This window comes from Desulfoscipio geothermicus DSM 3669 (assembly GCF_900115975.1).
Taxonomy (GTDB): domain Bacteria; phylum Bacillota; class Desulfotomaculia; order Desulfotomaculales; family Desulfallaceae; genus Desulfoscipio; species Desulfoscipio geothermicus.
Window position 1 is genome coordinate 181987 of the sequence record NZ_FOYM01000001.1, and the last position, 19296, is coordinate 201282.

Below are 19296 nucleotides of genomic sequence, written 5' to 3' on the forward strand. Positions count from 1 at the left end.
GTTTTTAATCACAATCCCCCTCCTTAGTTTTTAATCAACTGCCAATAGTTATTAAAGAGGAATATTACCATGCTTCCGCCAAATAACATTTTCCTTTTTATCTCTTAAAATCCCGAGAGCGCTAATTATTCTAGACCTTGTTTCATTTGGTTCGATAACATCGTCCACATGATGCTTAAAGCAAGCGTCATAAGGATTGGCAAACTTATCTCTGTATTCTTTAATTAACCGCTGCCTTGTTTCTTCAGGGTTGGACGAAGATGCAATATCTTTCTTGAAAATAACGTTAACCGCCCCTTCCGGGCCCATCACGGCTATTTCAGCAGTAGGCCAGCTTAAAATAAGGTCTGCACCCAAGTGCTTACTGCACATACCTATATACGCGCCGCCGTATGCCTTTCTCATAATTATCGTAATTTTCGGTACGGTAGCTTCTGAATAAGCATAAAGGAGCTTGGCGCCATGTCTGATAATGCCTTTATGTTCTTCCTGGGTTCCGGGCAGATAGCCGGGGACATCCACGAAAGTAACCAGCGGTATATTAAATGCATCACAGAACCTGACAAAACGTGCAGCTTTATCTGAACTATTGCAATCCAGTACACCGGCTAAAAACTGGGGTTGGTTTGCCAATATCCCAATACTTTGACCGGCCATATGCGCAAAGCCCATAACAATGTTTGGAGCATAATGTTGTTGTACTTCATAAAATTCTCCGTTATCGACTATAGCTTTAATTACTTTATATACGTTTAAAGGCTCCCGGGAATCATCAGGTACCAGATCCGCTATGTCCTGATCAGGATATAAAACTTCTCTGGAATCTATTGGAGCAGGTTTTTCCCTATTATTTTGCGGAATATAAGTCAACAGCTTTCTAATTTGCTTGAGACATTCTTCCGGGCTATCTACCAAAAAATGGGCATTGCCTGAAATCTTGCTTTGAACTTCCGCCCCTCCCAGCTGTTCCATTGTTACTTCCTGCCCCATAACTTCCTTTACCACTGCGGGCCCGGTTATAAACATACAGGCATCTTTTACCACATAAATAAAGTCTGTTATAGCCGGGGAATATACAGCCCCTCCGGCACAAATACCCATGATCGCTGTAATTTGTGGCACAACCCCTGAATAACGGGTATTCCTTAGAAAAATTCCTCCGTACCCGGCCAACGCATCTGTCCCTTCTTGGATTCTTGCCCCGGCCGAATCACATAACCCCACGATAGGGGCACCGGCTCTGGCAGCCATATCCATTATGTTCCATATTTTCTTAGCCTGGGCCAAACCAAGAGATCCCCCCAAGACAGAATAGTCCTGGGCGTAAACAAAAACCGTACGGCCCATAACATTACCATAGCCGGTAATTACACCATCGCCGAGTGCACCCTTGTTTTCCATGCCAAAGTCCGTGCAACGATGTTTCACCAACATATTTACCTCAACAAAAGTACCTGGATCCATAAGTTTTTGGCACATCTCCCGCGCACTCATTTTTCTGGCGCCTAATTGTTTACCCGGCCGGGATAAGGTAGCCAGCTCTTTCATTTCTTCAAATTTTTTAAGAGCCTCTTCTAACATAAAGATTCTCCTTTTTAACTAAATGAATCATATCATTCGCTCTTGCCCTTCCCAGTAAGGCTTCTTGACAAGCCGTTTTAAAACTTTACCGGTGGCTGTACGTGGAAAATCGTCTTTAAATTCCACAGACCTCGGCCTCTTATACCCAGCCAGGCGTTCCTTACAGTATTCTAAAATCTCTTCTTCAGTTGTTTGGGCCCCTTCTTTTAAAATAATCAAGGCTTTAACTTCTTCCCCCCACTGTTCATGGGGCACGCCAATAACTGCAACTTCCGAAACAGCAGGATGCTTAATAAGTACTTCCTCAATTTCCGCAGGATATATATTTTCCCCACCACTTATGATCATGTCATGCTTCCTGTCCACCAGGTAGTAATATCCTTCTTCATCCAGATAAGCCATATCTCCGGCCGTTGCCCATTCACCATTAATGGCCTCTTTTGTTTTTTCAGGGTCCTTGTAATATCCGATAAAGGCTGAGGGCGCCTTAGCCCAAAGCACGCCAACTTCATTAGGTTTGGTAACCTCTCGTCCCTCTTCGTCAATAAGCTTAATCTCAATACCCGGGTTAGGTTTGCCAATACTGCGTACTTTTCTAAGCTGGTCCTTGTGACGCAGGGTGGTAAGAGCTCCCGTCTCCGTAGAGCCGTAACCTTCACTGAAGCGTGCATTTTTGAAAAATTCCAAAGCTGCTTCTTTGGTTTTAGTTAATAACGGCGCAGAAGATGATCCCACGGAGGTTAATGAATCCATGCTATACTTGTATTTAACTTCATCAGGTAATTCAAGAATTCTAGTAATCATAGTGGGAACCATTGACGTAGTGGTAACTTTTTCCTTGTGGATAATTTGCAAGACTTTTTCAGGATCGAACTTCCCTGAGGGAAAGATAACATTGGTACCTCCCATCCAATAAGTTATCAAAGTAGCCCATATACTATTGGAATGGCAAATAGGCATGATAGCCAGGAAAACCCTCTTGGTCATATCAACACCTTGCCGCCCGGAGTTACGAATAAGGGCATTTTTTATTACTTCCAGGGTTCCTCTGGTTTGAATCATGGCCCCTTTAGGAAATCCTGTTGTACCAGAAGTATATCCCAGATAAAATAAATCTTCTTCACTTTGATCTACAAATGGTTCGTGATCCGGCATACCTTCGATAATATTTTCGTAATAAGCCATCCCTTCAGGTACGTCTTCAGGTGAACCAACTATTATACAATTATTAGCTACATTAGGAACCTTCTTTGGATCAAAATCTTTTAAAAATTCAGAACCCATAAATAATGCCCTGGAATCTGAGTTGTTAACTATATACTCCCGTTCGTTTGGGACTAAACGGAAATTAATAGGTACGGAAACAACACCAATACGCGCCAGTGCGTGATATATTTCCAAAAATTCAATGCAGTTATAGAGAATTATCGAAACCTTATCTCCCCGTTTAAATCCCCTTTTCAATAAACCATGTGCCAAACGGTTGGCCCTAGCGTTTAATTCACTATAAGTAACCCGCTGTTCATTAAAGACAGCCGCAACTTTATCAGGAAAGCGCCAAGAGTTAATACGCAAACCGTCTGCTAAATTCATTTAAAATACCTCCCATCTAGTAGCAAGGAATTAAGTAAATTAAATTTAAAAATTATACAGATAAACTATCCTGATAATTGTGAAAACCACGTCTGGTTTTACAACCTAACCAATTTGACTTAACATACTTGTAAAATAAATGGCATGGGTAAAATTTATTATCGCCTGTACTAGCATACAGTCTTTCTAAGAAAATAAGACAATCGTCCAAGCCAATCAAATCAGCCAGAGCCAATGGGCCGATCGGCAAATTGGCGCCAATTCTCATTAAGTTGTCAATTTCTGGAGCGGTACTTACACCTTGCATAAGAAAATATGCCGCCTCGTTGATCATGGGCATTATCATATGGTGAATTAAATGCGGCGGGTAATCTGAAAATTCTAAAATTTTTTTCTTTAATTTTTGCAAAAATTCTTTGGATCGCAGCACTGTTTCATCAGAAGTGGCGACATTTCTAATAATTTCTACAACATTCCCTTGATTATCAATGTGTAACCCTATGACCTTTGCTGGTCTCTTGGTTTCCGCAGCAATCACAGTTAAATTAAATGAAAAACAGTTGGTTGCAAAAATTGTTTTTGCAGGACAAATTTGATCCAGAAATTTAAATAAAATTTTTTTAGTATTTAAGCTTTCTTCAGTGCATTCCAAAATTATGTCAACATCCTTAAAAATTTGAATATATGAGTTTTTACTAAAGTTTCTTTGTACACCATGACGATAGCCCTTCTTTGCAGGAGCGCTGTATTGATTAAGTATTTTCTGCATGAAATCATCACGCATATCAAACAAATCTACAGTAAGACCAATCCCTTCTGCTTCTTTGGCCAAGTCCATTCCAATGGTGCCATCATAAATTATCACTATGCGATCTATGTTCATGCGAATTCTCCCCTTTACAGCGAACCCTAAAACCGAAGCTCACTATTCAAACAACAATTTCAGGAAGCGTTTTCAACTATCATTGCGGCACCCTGGCCACCGCCAATGCATAAAGTTGCCAGACCGTACTTGCTATTTCTTCGTTTCATTTCATAAAGAAGGGTTACCAGTATCCTTGCTCCACTTGCCCCAATGGGGTGTCCAAGCGCAATAGCCCCACCGTTTACATTAGTTCTATCAACAGGCAACTCAAGCTCTTTCATGACCGAAATGGCCTGACTGGCAAAAGCTTCATTTGCCTCAATTAAATCCATGTCTGAAATAGTTAATCCAGCTTTAGCTAATGCCTTCCGACTGGCGGGGATAGGACCTGTTCCCATGTAGGCAGGATCGACACCTGCAACGGCGGAAGATTTAATTATTGCCATGGGCTTAACATTTAGCTCTTTGGCCTTCTCGGCAGACATTACCACAACTGCGGCAGCTCCATCATTGATACCGGAAGCATTTCCCGCTGTAACCGTACCTCCTTTTTTAAAGGCGGGCGGAAGTTTGGACAATGCTTCCATGGACGTACCGCGACGGGGAAATTCGTCAGTATTAAACATTACCGGGTCGCCTTTTTTTTGCGGAAGAGGCACGGGAACAATTTCGTCCTTAAACTTTCCTTCGTCTATGGCCGCTATTGCTTTTTGTTGACTGTTTAAAGCGAAAGCATCTTGCTCCTCCCTGGTAATACCATACCTTTCAGCTATATTTTCAGCAGTAATTCCCATGTGGTAATTGCCAAAAGCACACCATAAACCGTCTTTAATCATCAAGTCAACCAAATTCCCATCGCCCATACGGTAACCCCAACGGGCCTTTTCCACCAGGTACGGTGCCGCGCTCATATTTTCGATACCACCGGCTACTACTATATCCGCCTCGCCAAGGGCAATTAAACTGGCGGCAGTAGAAACCGATTTAAGTCCCGAGCCACAGACAATATTTAAGGTCCATGCCGGAATTTCTTGTGGTATGCCTGCTTTAACAGAAGCTTGCCGGGCTATGTTTTGCCCAAGCCCACCTTGCAGGACATTACCCATTATGACTTCATTCACTTGACTACCTTCAATGCCCGCCCGCCGGAGACTTTCCTTTATCACCAGCGAGCCCAAATCCACCGGTGAAATGTTCTGCAAGCTACCACTGTACTTGCCGACCGCTGTGCGAACAGCACTAACAATCGCCACATCTTTCATAAACCAGCCCCCTTTTTTTATTGCCATATAAGTTTGATGTTTTTATACTCGTCAACCAGTTGCCAAGGATAACTGCCACTCTTTAATTCACCTAGACCTACCATTCCTTTTTCCAAATCTTCAACCGTGGGTAAATTAAGTATGAGTTCATCCGGCCTAGCCCCCACCAGGAACCCCATTTCTTCCCAAATATCCACATCAATTACATCTCCCAGGGCATAATGCCAATTATGTGATAGAACGATCATTACGCCTTCTGTACTTAAACCCTGCTCAAGCAGCCTCAGGACCGCTTGAAGAATGTAGTTTTTATCAAGTTTTACCTGTGCAGTGTTATTCATAAAGCCACTCTCCTTATTCTACCAACCACACTCTTCACCGATTAATAAATCCAAGGGGTGTACCGCTAAAGGCATTTCAGCTGCTCGCTGACATAAAACATTACGGAGACCGGCATCTTGAAGAATTGCCAGTGAATTCTCTGTTTCATCCTCGGATATGTATGCTAAGTCCCTTTTCCTAAAAGCCGCTTGATATTCAATTAAATTTACTGCTACATCAGGATTTATTGCAGCTAATTTCTTACCAATTTGATAAAGCTCTTCAGCCGTTGATAAATCTTTATGGAAAGGAATCCCCACTACAGTAAATAACTTATCTGCACATTGCTCTATAATGTACCGCACAACTTGCCAGGCATTACCTAGATACCTGGCCGCAACAGTTTTATCTTTTAAACCGGTTAACTTTTTAAAACTTCCCACTGTAACACCCTTTAAATCGGGAGAAATATCCGTTACGCCTGCATCAATTAGTTCATCCACATAATCATTGCTTAATATAGAAGCATTGGTATCAAGCTGTATCCTTGTACCATCAGATGCATACATGGATACTTTCTTAACAAATTCCACTAACCACCTGCGATTTAAAGTTGCCTCTCCCCCCGATATACCAATGCGATTAATCCCGGAGCCGTTTTTCTTTGCCGAGAGCTGTTGTAACAATTGATCGGGTGTTGTAGGTCTACCAATTGAACTAAATGTTATATCCCAATTATGACAGGCCGCGCAGTTCATATTACACCCGTGCATAAAAAACGAGGTTTCGTTAATTCCCTGCAGGTCAGCCATTTGGTGCAAATTTTTATTAAATATGGAAGCAATTCTCTGGGGTGGATATTTAATTATGACCGAATTGTCAGTGATAACTTCCATGCCGTCTTTAACCGGAGTTACACAACTCGGTTTAAGTACCCCATCCACCAGTACGGAACATTCACCACATCCCCCGGTACGGCAAGGGGCATGTATGCCTTCTTCATGTTCGTGATGATGATTTATTTTATAGCCATTTAATTCCAATGTTTTAAGTATCGTAATCTGTCCGGGCACTTCGCATTGCACTCCGTCAATGGTTAAACGCACCGGTCTTCTGTTTTCTTTTGTTTCCTTTAATTCACGGGCATTGTTGGGGCAGCCTATCACGCATGCACCACAACCGGTGCATTTACTATCCCAGCTACAAGTGAAGTATTTACAAAAGCCACAGTCTATACAATTAGAATTGCTTTGAGCCACATGCAATATTGCTGCCATTATTTTTTCACTTCTTCCTTCTTAGCTATGCCCCCCGATATTTAAAGAGGGGGGCATAGTGTATTTATAAATCAAGGTTTCATTTCATCTTCAGTGAGGGGCTCCCAGGGATCGGCAGTGGTCATCTTCGGCAAATCAACCAGACCATCAAACTTACCGGGTTTACCCCAAATAGCCCGACGCGCCCGCTTACCGCGCTGCGGCAGGTCACACCAGGGCAGGTGGGCATACATTAAGCAATATACCGGTGAGGTAACAGCCTTGTTAACGAGATGTATATCCATGAAGCAGTTTAACACAGCCGGTTGCCCTTTTTCCGCAGCCTGGAAGCAACGGTCCAGGGCGGCAGTGAAGTTTTCGTGCCTATCTACCATTTCACCGTAACAACCCAGTTCCTGGGCAATCTTATCCCATCTTACCCTGGGTTTGCGCTCTTGACCCAGCTGCACCGCTCCGTTCCACTCAGTTCCCATGCGGTCTTGTTCACCAAGGTTATCCCAATTTGGGCCGTACCAGGGATATTTCATACCCGGCATCCAACCGTTATTCTCTGTGACCAAATATACAATGGGAAGTTTATAACGGGCAGCCGTCTCAATTTCCAGCCCGGCATTACCCATGCCTGAGTCACCCATCAGTGCCAAAACCGGAGTTTTGTCACCAATTTCCATTTGCGCAAATGCTGTGCCAATGGCCATAGCAACCCCGTGGCCGACGCCGGCCTGTTCCGAAGAACTCAGCACTTGAGCGGGACGTACTGCCTTAATATAGGGCATTACAAAGTCAGACATGGTATAGCCGTCAATCATGATACGGACTTTGCTTTCGTACTTTTCTTCCAGGTAGTCCGCAATGGCCTGGGAAAGGTATCCATGATGCATGCAATTTTCTTTCTGGTATTTCGGGTGCTCAAATCCGTAATACATGGCTTTGTCACGGCGCCGCTTTTCAGCATCCGCCCTGGCCTGCTGGATTTTTTTCAGCCACTCATCCCGGCCCGGCGGCGGCTGCAGGTTGTTGGCCTTAATGTAATCAATCATCTGCTGGGCCACTACCTTGGGACTGCCAACTATGGCCGTACTGGTGGGCACGTAGGTCCAAATCTGGTTTGTGGTTTCACTGATCTGGATGGTCTCCGGCCATCCTCCGCCATAACCGTCAAAGAACCCGACCTTAACCCCTACGGGCAGCATTAGTTCAATTTCATTGCGGAACGGAGGCAACCCGCGATAATAGTAATCGTGTTTCTCGGAAACAACCGCCCGGCCAATTCTCCTGGTGGTAAACGGTATTTTCGCCAGCGTAACCAGCTCGGTAAGCTCTTTGGAGGCGTCGGCCCAGGTGGCGCCGTCGCCGAAAATCATGAACGGCTTCTCAACCTCATATAGCCGTTTTACCGCCCTGGCTATATCCTCGGGATTTCCGCCGCTGGTTAATGGCTTGGTGGTATCTTCCCCACGCCATTCGGGAATCCAGGTGGCATGGTCGCCCCAAAGGCCCCACCAAACCTTATTTTTCACTTCATCTTGTGTAAAGAGGCAGCTAATACCCATTTCCATCACTACAGGCCCCTTGGGAGCAGCCTGGGCATCTTTAAAGGCACGCGTAAAGAATTGCTTGACCGTATTCGGATATGTTATACGCTGGGCCCACTTGGAGATACTCCCCATGAGCTCCGTGGCATAACTCTCCTGTATAGTGTTGTACAGTTTATCATGCTCAATTTCGTGACCGCCGCAGATAAAAATTATCGGGGAGTTACTGAGATTAGCCTGCTGCACGGCGCTGACGGCATTAGCGACGCCCGGACCTACAGTGGCATAACACACTGCCGGCTTGCCGCTGACCTGGGAATATGCTTCACCGCAGTAAACTGCATTCTGCTCATGCAGAAAAGTTACAGTCTTTATGCCTATACGGCTAATAGCGTCAACAATGTGCCATATATGGCCGCCGGGTACGCCAAAAGCTATTGTAACACCGTGATCTTTCAAAACTTCTGCGGCATGCACACCGGCATTCGGGTATAATTCCCGTGTACCCAATTTGTAGTCCAGCTTCTTTTGAGCTTCTTTATCAAATTCAATCCCTATTTTACTCACTTCGGCATTAACCTCCCTTAATAAAATACAAGTAAGCTATTACTAACACCCCATTTCTTTCGCTGCTATTTTCATTTGCAATATCGAGGCAATTAATAATGATAACCCCCTTTCAGATTTATTGCAGCGAAAAATTGAAATTTAGTTAATCAATTATTACCGATCAGGGTGAGCCCAAGGCTGAGCATTAAAAGGTGGGACGCTTTTACCCCAATCAACACGCCCCTTGGGAATGCGCCCTGTTTTAGTGGTATAAGGACGTAATTCTCGACCTACAACATGCTCCAGTATGCGACCCAATTCAAGAACTCTATCAACATCCACTCCGGTATCTATCCCCATCTCGTCAAACATTACTACAAGGTCCTCGGTAGAACCGTTGCCTGTAATATCACTTGGGGTATATAGCCAGCCAGTTCCAATATTGGGAACGCCGTCTACGATATAGGAAGGCTGTCCTCCCAACTGGCCCAAAGAAGCTTCAAATTCAGTAACACCAGCTAACAAAGCGGCGAGATAATTGGGCAGTCCCATCCCCCTGGAATCATGAAAATGCGCGCGGTGCACATCTTCATTGGGAAACTTTTCTTTCAACTTACGATAAAATTCATAAACGCGATCCGGTGACGCTTCGCCGGTTGTATCGCATGGAGTCGCACTGGCACAACCCATTTCCAGTCCTCTTTCAATTAGCTCAAAGGTTTTTTCCATGGGAACAGGCCCGGTAATGGGACATCCAAAGACACAGGCGATAGCCATATCAAGTTTGATATCAACGCTATTACACATCTTGGCCCATTTTGGAATTTGCTCAAAGAACTTCTCCACCGGCCGATTGGCATTACGCATACAGTGCGCATCCGTAGTGGAAATGGTAAACGCCAGAATATCCGGCCCATAACCATTCTCTTTTGCCTGCACCGCACGTTCAAAGGCCTTATCAGTCATACCATAGCACTTGTATTCAACCCCAGGTTTACGTTTGATTCGTTTTAAAACTTCTTCTGCATCTTTAGCCTGAGGTAGATACTTGGGGTGACTGAAATTAGTAACCTCAACAACACCAAAACCGGCTTCCGTACAAGCATCGATAAAAAATACCTTTGTTTCAGTAGGGATAAAATGCCTCTCATGTTGAAAACCGTCTCTTGCTAACAGCTCTGTCATCCTAACTTTCTTTGGGAATTCTAATTTCATGATCATACCTCCTTACAGGCTCTCAGCTTTTTTCCTTTGAGAAACTTGAGGCCATTCCAAAGTTATTAAAGATCCTTCCAGCATTTTTACCTGGTGATTAAATATTAAAAATTTTCTTAATTTTAAATATATGTCTCGCAAAATCTATGCCTGTAAAATTAGCTAACTTCAATACTTTTTTTTCTGTCACAAAGGTTAATTAAAATAATTGTTGCGTTAACTCCCAATTCAATATACGAATTAAAATTAAGCATCTACTGCTTAGCCATAATATCTACCATTCAACCCAGCGTACAAACCATTAATTACCTGAAACGTATCACTTTTGCACATTGTTTCATGTTGCAATAACCATGTGTTCCTTAAAGCTGTTGTAACAATCATTAATAGAGGGGGGACAGCCTTTAATTTTTACAGCGTTAATAATGTGTTTATTGGCATTAATAGCACATTTACCTAATAAGAAAACATTTTTGGAACCAGGCGAAACCTTGACGTCCCTGGACATGCGTATTTCCACCTTGTCAAATTTTTGCCCGGGAACTTCACGGAAAAACATGTGCAAAGCCATTGCAATACCGAAGCCACAACTGGAACACAAAGATTGACCCGGTGCGGGTATGGACACTCCTTGTATTCCGTGTAATTTTAAAATTTGTTCGGGCCATGGCTCGTCCCATCGAGTTTCCAGGTGAATGCTCTCAAGGGGTTCGCCTTTTATATCCAAATTATCAATATCCAAAGATCCACCAGTAATATCCGCATATTCTCGTAAATGCCCTACATCATGTGGCGCAAACCCTAAAATTGTTGCTCCCACTACATCAACTGACAGTGGGTCATTACCTGCCAATACTATTCCCACCTGTTGCCAGTCTGAACTAACTGGCCCGTTATTCACGGTGTAAATACCATCAACAATATTTAATTGGGGTTGAATATAAGAACCCAAAAGAGCTATATACCTTTCCAGATTTAAATCATGAAAGCTTTTTTTGCTTTTAAAGCTTAATACACCCTTAAGATTTTTGATACTCAGGCTAACCTTGGTCTGGTTATGCGTTTTTAAAACCGGCACATTTATAATGTAATCAGACTCCAGTACAGGTAAAGATATATCAACTTTTTTTCCTTCAAATGTCACACTTTCAAAAGGATACTGGTAAAAATCCATTAACTTAACTTCATAACGTTTAGCCAGTTCAGTAATGCCGGAATAATTAAAAGCTGTAGCGGTATCTACCCCCAGGTCCGGCAGAAGTACAGAACCTTCACCGATGCAAATATCAGTACAGCCGAAATCTTTTAAAAACAAAATTAACTCTTCAAGGATTACCGTGTTTGTGACCACTCCTTTTAGTAAGTTTTTGTAAACTTTACCGCCAAGCACCACATTTGGTTTAATCATCACCTTGTGATATGGTTTTAAGTCTTTAATACCTTCACATAAAGAAATTGCCTTTTCTACCGCCTTTTTACCAGGAGTATAGCGCACTACTGCAACACGGTTTTTTTCCATAATCCACCCCCTGCGTATCTTTAAGATAACTCCCAATAAACTATGTTTTTACGTCTTTGACAGCTAACGCAACCTTCAGTATAAAGATACTTAAGATGGGCCAGCACATCCGCAAGGGCAAGTCTCTTATGTCCCATATCAAGAGCACTACCCCATAAATCGTTTACCAATTCCCACGCACTTTTTTGACCTGATCTGAGGTATTGTATTAACCTCCTATTCCTTTCTAACCTGTAGCTTTTAATTTCATCACACCTTTCCGCAACATTTTCAAATGCTTCCCCGTGTGCAGGAAGAATCAGTTTGGGATTTAAGTTTCTTATTATGTCCAATGAAGCAAAGTAATCCTGTAAGGGATTACCCTCTGTCCACCAAAAATTACCAATATGTGTTGTCGTATCCTTTAAAATATGGTCTCCTGCCAATAAAACCGACTTTTCATGAATATATAAACAAACATGTCCGGGCGTATGCCCAGGTGTCCATATAATTTGAATTTTTTTACCTGAGAGCGGTAGCATCTCTCCACCGCATAACCAAAAGTCCGGTGATATATTTGTAATGTATTGTGTAAAATCGGTAAAATCTTGTTTTATTAAATCGATTTCTCTTTCAGAGGTGCCATTTTCTTTAAACCATATAGCCCCTTCTTCTTCGGTAATTAAATTCAGCAATTGTACATTTATCAATTTTTGTTCTTCTGCGTGCAAGTATATAGCCGCACCGGTAAACTCGCGCAATTTACTTGCCAGGCCATAATGATCCACATGCGCATGGGTAATCACCACCCCGCAAAGAGTGTTCAACTCCAACCCAAGACATTTCATGGCTTGCTCCAATTGATCCAAACAATCATCATGCAAAATTCCCGCATCAACAAGTAAAACATCATTTCCGTCTACTATTAGATAGCAATTAACTGTTGAAACCGAAAGGGGGATTGTAAATTCAACTAGGAATATGTCTTTCACCACTTCCCTGGGACAACCCATTACTCTTCTCCTTTGACTAAAAAATTTTTAGTGGAAGAATAACTGTTATTGTTGATATTTAAGCAAGATTAGTTCCAAAGATAAACAAAACATGTTCTCCAGCTTAAAAAAGTGGTTGAGGCACGTAACCCCAACCACTTGACCTTATTAAGGTTAACTTATATTTATAAAACATAGTTTCTTGTGTATTATTGATTAGCTTCCAACAATTCCAAAAATGCTTGAATACGATTCTCTATCATAGCAGGAGCAAAAGCCCTGGAGTCACAATGATCGGATTCCAACGTTAACGTGGGAATACCTAGCTCTTTTTTCATTTTATTTGCCAGATGCAAAGTACTTCCATTTAAGACATTGCAGCTGCGGATAACATGATTAACATAACCGTCTATTTGGAATTCTCTCAGAATTTCCCGTAAAAGCTTAACCCTGCTATCCATGTCAATATTAAACATATGGGTCAAATGCCGCTTGGCAAGGCTTTCCAAAGGTTGGGCACAGTCAAGGCGTTGCCCCCAAACGCGACCGTAATTGTAAAGTTCCACTACAAATACAGCTCCTGCACTTTGGAATCGATCAAACAGCTCCATATGATGCCATAAAGGCATGACATCCCATAACAATCGAAAACGCTCTTGAGAAACTATACCTATTTTATTGCTAACCCGATTATTTACCTCTTTTGCCACTTCCCTTAAAAATTCCACAGCAATCGGTGTACCTGATAGTGTCACTAACACAAAGAGGTTACCCAACATATCAGTACAAGAAATAGGAGCAGGGCGGTTTTTACGACTTTCATTAATTTCTATCCAAAGCCTTGCCGCCTCATCACCAAGGAAAATTGCTTCTTGTAAACGCCAAGTGTTAAGTTCACAGTGAGTAATGTTTTCGATAACTTTTATAAGCTCATGCAATTGACTAATGGCATATTCTAAACGGTGAAATTCCGGTGCAAATTTTTTATTTAATGTACCAAACGGCAAATCCCATACAAAAAGGGGACAATTGAAGTAACGGGAAAGTACTTCAAACCATTTTACATGAGTCGTACAAAGGTTGCGGGACGCAACCAATAAATCTGGTTTTGGAAGCCCACCAAGATAAGTACAGTTACTTAGTACGTGACCTATGTCAGAACGAAAATAGGAACAAAGATCACTTATATACCCCGCTTTCTCAGCATAATATTGCAAATCTTGACTAATTTGTTTTACCGCACAGGCCGCTGCATAATTTTCAGGGAAAACCGGTACTAAATCCATAGCATGAAAAAGTTCCACAGGAGCAATCCCACTGGACCAAACTATTTTTTTCCCTTGAGCCTTGGCTTCATGGATATCTTTATAGTATTTCTTAACTAATTGCGAAAGCTTTTGCGAACTTTTTAGCGCCTTAGAAGTTTTTGGGGCAGTCATTACTGAACCCCCTTGATTTTCGTTTTGTTACCATCTCTAAAAAAGCCTGCATACGTGTACGTAATGCCTCAATTGCAGTTTCATTGTCAATCCCTAAGACTAACACCGGATATCCTGCAGCTTTTAGTCTGCGTTCAAGCTCAGGTTGTTCTATCCAGTGACAATCGCAAAATTTCTTCAACATCAAAACTACCCCGTCCACTTGACTGGCTTTAGCGTTTTCCAGAATGTTCTGCCAACGAATCTGGGACGGATATTTACATGGGCAGTTTATCTTACCTAAATATTTCTGTGCTAAAACACTAACCGGGTCTTTACTATCTGATGGAATTAATCCTACATTCCCGCGCAAGCCATAACACAGGTCGTCACTTACCACCAGTGCACCGTAATTTTCCAGCAAAGCTATTTGTTCTAAGTTATCAATCACACTACCACTGACCAGTAAGCGCACCCGCCCCTCCAATTCCGGTCTTTTTTCCGATAAAGATTGTAATAAATTATTAATTGCAGAAATGACTTTTTCAGGGGGGGTAGTGAAGGCTGCCATTAATACTTTGTGGTATTCTAGCCCTGTTAAGGTTGCTGATATGCGGGCATCCGATGCCTTGCGGAGCAAACCTCTAAGAACGTTATAATTTTTTATAGCCATATTTATTTGGTCTGTGCCAATTTCCTTACCTGACATCTCTGCTAATTTCGCTATAAACATTTTTAATTCGTCATAATAGAATTGCCGGGCAGGGATAATATCTGTACGCATTGGTACAATTAAATTATGATAAAAAGTTATATTTGTTGTAACTCGAAATACATCAAAAATTTCTCGCATTCTATCACAGGTTTGAGGGATAATAAGTCCGGAAAGGAAGTCAAATTCACCCTGTAATGCTCTCTCCAACGCTCCGGATACAACGCTGCAACAAGCAGACGGTAAATAGGCATACGCTTTTGTAATCGGCCTGGTGCTCCCCGACAAACGAAAAGGAACATATCCGGCAGACATAATAATTTCTACCGGCACATAACTACACATATACCCTATAAACTTTTCTCGGTTATATTGCCGGCAATTTCCGACGCCAGATGCAGTATCGTTAATTTCCCTGAACATATTAGTTACCAAATTCAGTTCTGACACAATGTTATACACCCCATAAAATAATTTTATTAGATTTTCCCAATATCATATGCCCTTTAAAATAAAAAGTAGGCGCTACCCCCGCACCGGCAGTATAATTCATTTCGGTGACTACTTTATGTCCTATAATTACTTTCTTATTAATTAATTCAATGTTAACATCGTCCGGATTAACATTTGCCAATTTCAATAATTTACATGCCCTGCATCACGGTAATCCCTGGGTATAAAATAATCCTCCTGTATTTTACCATTCAAAGCCTTCTTTTTTTCTTATCTCCCTGTAGTAATCCATCGTTTCAATAAAGGCATCTATTTTTGCGGTAGGAGCGGACTCGCTAAATTTATGATAGGAATATCTAGCTATAAGTTCCAGGGAATTATTAACCCCTTCCCGTTCCGACTTGCAGCCGGTCAACCCGGAGCAGCAGGAGAGGGGGCAGGTTTAATTTATTTTGAAAAATATAATCATAAACCTGACCCATTAATCATGTTGGCCTACTGACATAAATGACATGGAAAAATAAACATTCATTACTATTTCGGCTGCATCCGGATGGCTCCGTCCAGGCGAATGGTGGCACCGTTCAGCATGGGGTTTCCGACAATTTGCTGCACAAGCATGGCAAATTCAGATGGCCTTCCGAGACGGGGCGGAAAAGGAGTCATCTTCCCGAGAGCTTCGCGGGCAGCTTCGGGCAGGCTGTCGAACATGGGGGTTTCAAAGAGCCCCGGGGCTATACCCATAACACGGATTCCGTGCGCAGCGAACTCCCGTGCTATGGGTAAGATCATCCCAACCACCCCTCCCTTGGAGGCGCTGTACGCCGCCTGGCCGATCTGCCCTTCAAAGGCGGCCACAGAGGCTGTGTTAATAATAACTCCCCTTTCACCGTCCCGGTTTGGAATATTTTGCACCATCTTCTCGACGGCCAAGCGAATCACGTTGAATGTCCCGATCAGGTTGACCTGGATCACTTTATTAAAATTCTCCAGTGGCATTGGGCCGTTTTTTCCCAATACTTTTTGGGCAACAGCGATGCCGGCGCAGTTAACGACGATTTGAATACTTCCGAACTTTTCCACGGCCAGATTTATGGCATTTTTCACGCTGTCATCACTTGCGACATCGGTTTTGACAAAGATCACACTGTCGCCCAGTTCACCGGCCAATTTATTACCGTTTTTTTCCGCCATGTCCAGTATGACCGCTTTAGCGCCGTGCTCAACAAAATTCCGAACCGTGGCTTCACCCAGCCCTGAGGCTCCCCCTGTGACCACTGCAACCGAATCTTTTATTTCCATAAATTTATCCTCCTATCCATTGGTTTTACGAAAATTCCTTGTTTATTAATTCATGTACGGTTTTTGCAGCCACCTATTCAAGCAAAAAGGTGACGGCCACCCCTTCGCCGGCGGTATAGTTTGTGGGAGGAATAACCCTGTGCCCCACTTTGACTTTTTTCCCGGTGATATCTTCCACCGTATTTGCGGGGTCGAGACCATCTACATTACCCATCAACCACGGTCCCTCTTCCAGTTCCGCCAGGGCCACGATATAGGGTGCCTTGAACCCCTCCGGGGCCACCCTGATCACGGTGAATGTCCTGATCTCGCCTCTCCCGCTCAACTGCGCCACTTCCACGTCCGTGCCGCCGCATTCCGCGCAGCAGATCTTCGGGGGCACGGTATAAGAACCGCAATTTTTACACTTCAACCCCAAAAGTTTACCGGCTTTTAACCCTTCGTAATATTGCCTGTGCGTCAGCGGATAGGTCATTTTCAATCCCCCTTAAATGCCGTAAATTATATTCACCACGGTGGCAAAGTCCCCGCCCAGGGTATCGGTCATACCGACCCTGGCGCCCTTTACCTGCCGGTCGCCGCACTCACCCCGCAGCTGCTTGACTATCTCGTAAGCCTGGGCGGCGCCTGTGGCGCCGATGGGGTGCCCCTTGGCCTTCAGACCGCCGGAAGGGTTGATCGGGATGCGACCGCCAATGGCGGTTTCACCTTTTTCCACGGCTTCACTTCCCTTACCGAATGCAAAGAAGCCCAACCCTTCACTGGCTACTATTTCCGCAATTGTGAAACAGTCGTGTAATTCACAGACATCTATATCCGCAGGGGTCAGGCCGGCCATCTTATATGCTTGCGCAGCTGCGGCCTCCCTGGCCCTGATCCTGGTGATGTCCTTCTGCCGGTACAGGGGGCCGTTGGAAGCCTGGCCCACCCCCAGAATGTATACCGGCTTGTCCGTCAGCCTCTTCGCCACTTCTTCGGAAGCGAGGACGATGGCGGCCGCCCCGTCGGAAAAGGGACAGCAATCGAAAAGCTGGAGAGGGTCGGCCACTATGAAACTGTTGAGCACCGTTTCCACGGTTATTTCTTTTTGAAACTGGGCCAGAGGGTTTTTTACCCCGTTTTTGTGATTCTTAACGGCTACCATAGCCATACGCTCCTTGAGTTTCTCCAGGGAGATACCGTATTTATTGGCATATAGCCGCGCAACCATGGCAAATGCGCCCGGAAAGGTGATACCGTTAAACCCTTCGTATTTGCTGTCCGAACCCATGGCAAAAGTCCGCGTGGCCAGGGGCGTGCCCATGGCCGTTGCCCTTTCCGTGCCACCCGCCAGGACAATATCATAAAACCCGGAGGCCACCCACATGAACGCATCCCTGATCGCCACGCTGGCCGAGGCGCAGGCTCCCTCTACCCGGGTAGCCGGGGCATCCATGGGCATGCCCAGTTCAGCGGCACACATCGGTGCCATGTTCATCTGACCTTCTTCAAAATCCCCCAGCCCATTACCCAAAAAAAGGGCCTGAATATCCTTTGCCCTTATATTTGACTCATTGATTGCTTCCATTGCTGCATCTGAGAACATCTCAACCTGACTTTTATCCGAAGAACCAAATTTAGTCATCCCCACGCCTACTACAGCAACTCTTCGCATTGTTTATGCCCCCCCAATCACATAGAATTTTAAGGTTTCATTTTTTCTTCTTCAGTAAGCGGCTCCCAGTGATCATGGTGTGTCATCTCCGGCAGATCCACTAATCCATCAAATTTGCCGGGTTTACCCCAAATAGCTCTACGTGCCCGCTTGCCGCGCGGCGGGAGATCTACCCAGGGCAGGTGAGCAAACATCAGGCAATAGACCGGTCCGGTCATAGCAGAGTTAATCAGATCAATATCCATTACGCAGTGCAATACAGCCGGTTGTCCCTTCTCTGCAGCCTGAAAACAGCGGTCCTGAGCAGCAGTAAAGTTTTCGTGCCTATCCACTATCTCACCGTAACAATTCAGGTCCCGAGCGATTTTGTCAAATCTTATTCTGGGTTCGCGTTCTCCGGCCAGCCCGCCATAGCCCTGCTTTATTCCCAGCCACTCAGCTCCCGTACGGTCTTGCTCACCAAGGTTCTCCCAATTCGGGCCATACCAGTGATACTTCATTCCTGCTATCCAGCCGTTATTTTCTGTCACCAGGTAAACAATGGGGAGCTTATGGCGAGCAGCCGTATCAATCTCCATACCTGCATTACACATGCCGGAGTCGCCCATCAGTGCCAAAATAGGAGTTTTATCTCCCTTTTCCAGCTGGGCAAAAGCCGCACCCATGGCCATAGCAACCCCATGACCGACACCGGCCTGTTCAGATGAACTTAGAATTTGGGCGGGACGTACAGCCTTAAGATAGGGCATCACAAAATCTGACATGGTATAGCCGTCAATCATGATGCGGACCTTGCTCTCATATTTTTCTTCCAGGTAATCAGCGATAGCCCGGGAAAGATAACCATAGTGCATACAATTTTCTTTTTGGTATTTCGGATGTTCAAATCCGTAATACATGGCTTTGTCACGGCGCCGCTTTTCAGCAGCCGCCCTGCCCGGTTCCTATACGGCTGGCACGGACAAGTTTGGCAAATTGATCGTAGGACATATTATCATAAAAAGTAATGGCATCTCTGGTAAAAAGATTTGTCACCGGTGTATCAGGTCTTATTCCATCAGCCACCGCG

Annotated in this window: 17 protein-coding genes; all 17 read right to left on the bottom strand. The window is 44.0% G+C overall.

Features of this window, described 5'->3' with window-relative positions; genetic code table 11:
* Positions 1-51: 51 nt before the first annotated feature.
* The 17 genes from BM299_RS00875 to BM299_RS00955 all read right to left on the bottom strand — a co-directional run bounded on the left by BM299_RS00875 (position 52) and on the right by BM299_RS00955 (position 19081).
* Positions 52-1581 carry an acyl-CoA carboxylase subunit beta gene (locus BM299_RS00875; protein WP_092481572.1) on the bottom strand — a complete coding sequence of 510 codons (1530 nt, stop codon included), beginning with the start codon at positions 1579-1581 and terminating at the stop codon, positions 52-54.
* A 27-nt stretch (positions 1582-1608) separates the two neighbouring features.
* On the bottom strand, positions 1609-3174 hold the full coding sequence (locus tag BM299_RS00880) for a class I adenylate-forming enzyme family protein (RefSeq protein WP_092481573.1): 1566 nt from the start codon (positions 3172-3174) through the stop codon (positions 1609-1611).
* A gap of 52 nt (positions 3175-3226) precedes the next feature.
* A complete protein-coding gene (locus tag BM299_RS00885) occupies positions 3227-4057 on the bottom strand; it encodes a 3-hydroxyacyl-CoA dehydrogenase NAD-binding domain-containing protein (RefSeq protein WP_092481574.1) in 831 nt (276 codons plus the stop codon).
* 59 nt (positions 4058-4116) lie between these two features.
* Positions 4117-5301 (bottom strand): acetyl-CoA C-acetyltransferase, encoded by a 1185-nt coding sequence (locus tag BM299_RS00890; protein ID WP_092481575.1) that lies wholly within the window; start codon positions 5299-5301, stop codon positions 4117-4119.
* Positions 5302-5318: 17 nt separating this feature from the next.
* Positions 5319-5642, bottom strand: coding sequence for a hypothetical protein (locus BM299_RS00895; protein WP_092481576.1), 324 nt, complete (start codon positions 5640-5642; stop codon positions 5319-5321).
* Between the two features lie 18 nt (positions 5643-5660).
* Positions 5661-6899 carry a radical SAM protein gene (locus BM299_RS00900; RefSeq protein WP_092481577.1) on the bottom strand — a complete coding sequence of 413 codons (1239 nt, stop codon included), beginning with the start codon at positions 6897-6899 and terminating at the stop codon, positions 5661-5663.
* Between the two features lie 71 nt (positions 6900-6970).
* Complete coding sequence (locus tag BM299_RS00905; RefSeq protein ID WP_092481578.1) at positions 6971-9001, bottom strand: thiamine pyrophosphate-binding protein; 2031 nt, start codon at positions 8999-9001, stop codon at positions 6971-6973.
* 156 nt (positions 9002-9157) lie between these two features.
* Complete coding sequence (locus tag BM299_RS00910) at positions 9158-10198, bottom strand: hydroxymethylglutaryl-CoA lyase-like TIM-barrel protein (RefSeq protein WP_165608114.1); 1041 nt, start codon at positions 10196-10198, stop codon at positions 9158-9160.
* A 337-nt stretch (positions 10199-10535) separates the two neighbouring features.
* Positions 10536-11717: a DUF362 domain-containing protein gene (locus tag BM299_RS00915; protein ID WP_092481580.1), complete on the bottom strand. Its 1182-nt coding sequence runs from the start codon at positions 11715-11717 to the stop codon at positions 10536-10538.
* Positions 11718-11737: 20 nt separating this feature from the next.
* A complete protein-coding gene (locus BM299_RS00920; protein ID WP_092481581.1) occupies positions 11738-12709 on the bottom strand; it encodes an MBL fold metallo-hydrolase in 972 nt (323 codons plus the stop codon).
* A 188-nt stretch (positions 12710-12897) separates the two neighbouring features.
* On the bottom strand, positions 12898-14127 hold the full coding sequence (locus tag BM299_RS00925) for a 2-hydroxyacyl-CoA dehydratase subunit D (RefSeq protein WP_092481582.1): 1230 nt from the start codon (positions 14125-14127) through the stop codon (positions 12898-12900).
* Complete coding sequence (locus tag BM299_RS00930) at positions 14105-15268, bottom strand: 2-hydroxyacyl-CoA dehydratase subunit D (RefSeq protein ID WP_092481583.1); 1164 nt, start codon at positions 15266-15268, stop codon at positions 14105-14107. The genes BM299_RS00925 and BM299_RS00930 overlap by 23 nt, the downstream gene beginning before the upstream one ends.
* Positions 15269-15272: 4 nt before the next feature.
* Positions 15273-15458 carry a hypothetical protein gene (locus BM299_RS00935; protein ID WP_092481584.1) on the bottom strand — a complete coding sequence of 62 codons (186 nt, stop codon included), beginning with the start codon at positions 15456-15458 and terminating at the stop codon, positions 15273-15275.
* Positions 15459-15805: 347 nt separating this feature from the next.
* Positions 15806-16573, bottom strand: coding sequence for a 3-hydroxyacyl-CoA dehydrogenase (locus BM299_RS00940; RefSeq protein ID WP_092481585.1), 768 nt, complete (start codon positions 16571-16573; stop codon positions 15806-15808).
* A 73-nt stretch (positions 16574-16646) separates the two neighbouring features.
* Positions 16647-17048: a Zn-ribbon domain-containing OB-fold protein gene (locus tag BM299_RS00945; RefSeq protein WP_092481586.1), complete on the bottom strand. Its 402-nt coding sequence runs from the start codon at positions 17046-17048 to the stop codon at positions 16647-16649.
* Between the two features lie 12 nt (positions 17049-17060).
* Positions 17061-18227, bottom strand: a complete 1167-nt coding sequence (locus BM299_RS00950) for a thiolase domain-containing protein (protein WP_092481587.1) — start codon at positions 18225-18227, stop codon at positions 17061-17063.
* 29 nt (positions 18228-18256) lie between these two features.
* Positions 18257-19081 carry a thiamine pyrophosphate-dependent enzyme gene (locus tag BM299_RS00955; protein WP_165608115.1) on the bottom strand — a complete coding sequence of 275 codons (825 nt, stop codon included), beginning with the start codon at positions 19079-19081 and terminating at the stop codon, positions 18257-18259.
* Between the last annotated feature and the right edge of the window lie 215 nt (positions 19082-19296).

Excerpts from the sequence above, each read along its gene's own strand:
- BM299_RS00910 (WP_165608114.1), bottom strand. The coding sequence starts at position 10,198 with ATGAAATTAGAATTCCCAAAGAAAGTTAGGATGACAGAGCTGTTAGCA.
- BM299_RS00945 (WP_092481586.1), bottom strand. The coding sequence starts at position 17,048 with ATGACCTATCCGCTGACGCACAGGCAATATTACGAAGGGTTAAAAGCC.
- BM299_RS00940 (WP_092481585.1), bottom strand. The coding sequence starts at position 16,573 with ATGGAAATAAAAGATTCGGTTGCAGTGGTCACAGGGGGAGCCTCAGGG.
- BM299_RS00890 (WP_092481575.1), bottom strand. The coding sequence starts at position 5,301 with ATGAAAGATGTGGCGATTGTTAGTGCTGTTCGCACAGCGGTCGGCAAG.
- BM299_RS00885 (WP_092481574.1), bottom strand. The coding sequence starts at position 4,057 with ATGAACATAGATCGCATAGTGATAATTTATGATGGCACCATTGGAATG.
- BM299_RS00875 (WP_092481572.1), bottom strand. The coding sequence starts at position 1,581 with ATGTTAGAAGAGGCTCTTAAAAAATTTGAAGAAATGAAAGAGCTGGCT.
- BM299_RS00895 (WP_092481576.1), bottom strand. The coding sequence starts at position 5,642 with ATGAATAACACTGCACAGGTAAAACTTGATAAAAACTACATTCTTCAA.
- BM299_RS00955 (WP_165608115.1), bottom strand. The coding sequence starts at position 19,081 with ATGCACTATGGTTATCTTTCCCGGGCTATCGCTGATTACCTGGAAGAA.
- BM299_RS00950 (WP_092481587.1), bottom strand. The coding sequence starts at position 18,227 with ATGCGAAGAGTTGCTGTAGTAGGCGTGGGGATGACTAAATTTGGTTCT.
- BM299_RS00920 (WP_092481581.1), bottom strand. The coding sequence starts at position 12,709 with ATGGGTTGTCCCAGGGAAGTGGTGAAAGACATATTCCTAGTTGAATTT.
- BM299_RS00925 (WP_092481582.1), bottom strand. The coding sequence starts at position 14,127 with ATGACTGCCCCAAAAACTTCTAAGGCGCTAAAAAGTTCGCAAAAGCTT.
- BM299_RS00880 (WP_092481573.1), bottom strand. The coding sequence starts at position 3,174 with ATGAATTTAGCAGACGGTTTGCGTATTAACTCTTGGCGCTTTCCTGAT.
- BM299_RS00900 (WP_092481577.1), bottom strand. The coding sequence starts at position 6,899 with ATGGCAGCAATATTGCATGTGGCTCAAAGCAATTCTAATTGTATAGAC.
- BM299_RS00915 (WP_092481580.1), bottom strand. The coding sequence starts at position 11,717 with ATGGAAAAAAACCGTGTTGCAGTAGTGCGCTATACTCCTGGTAAAAAG.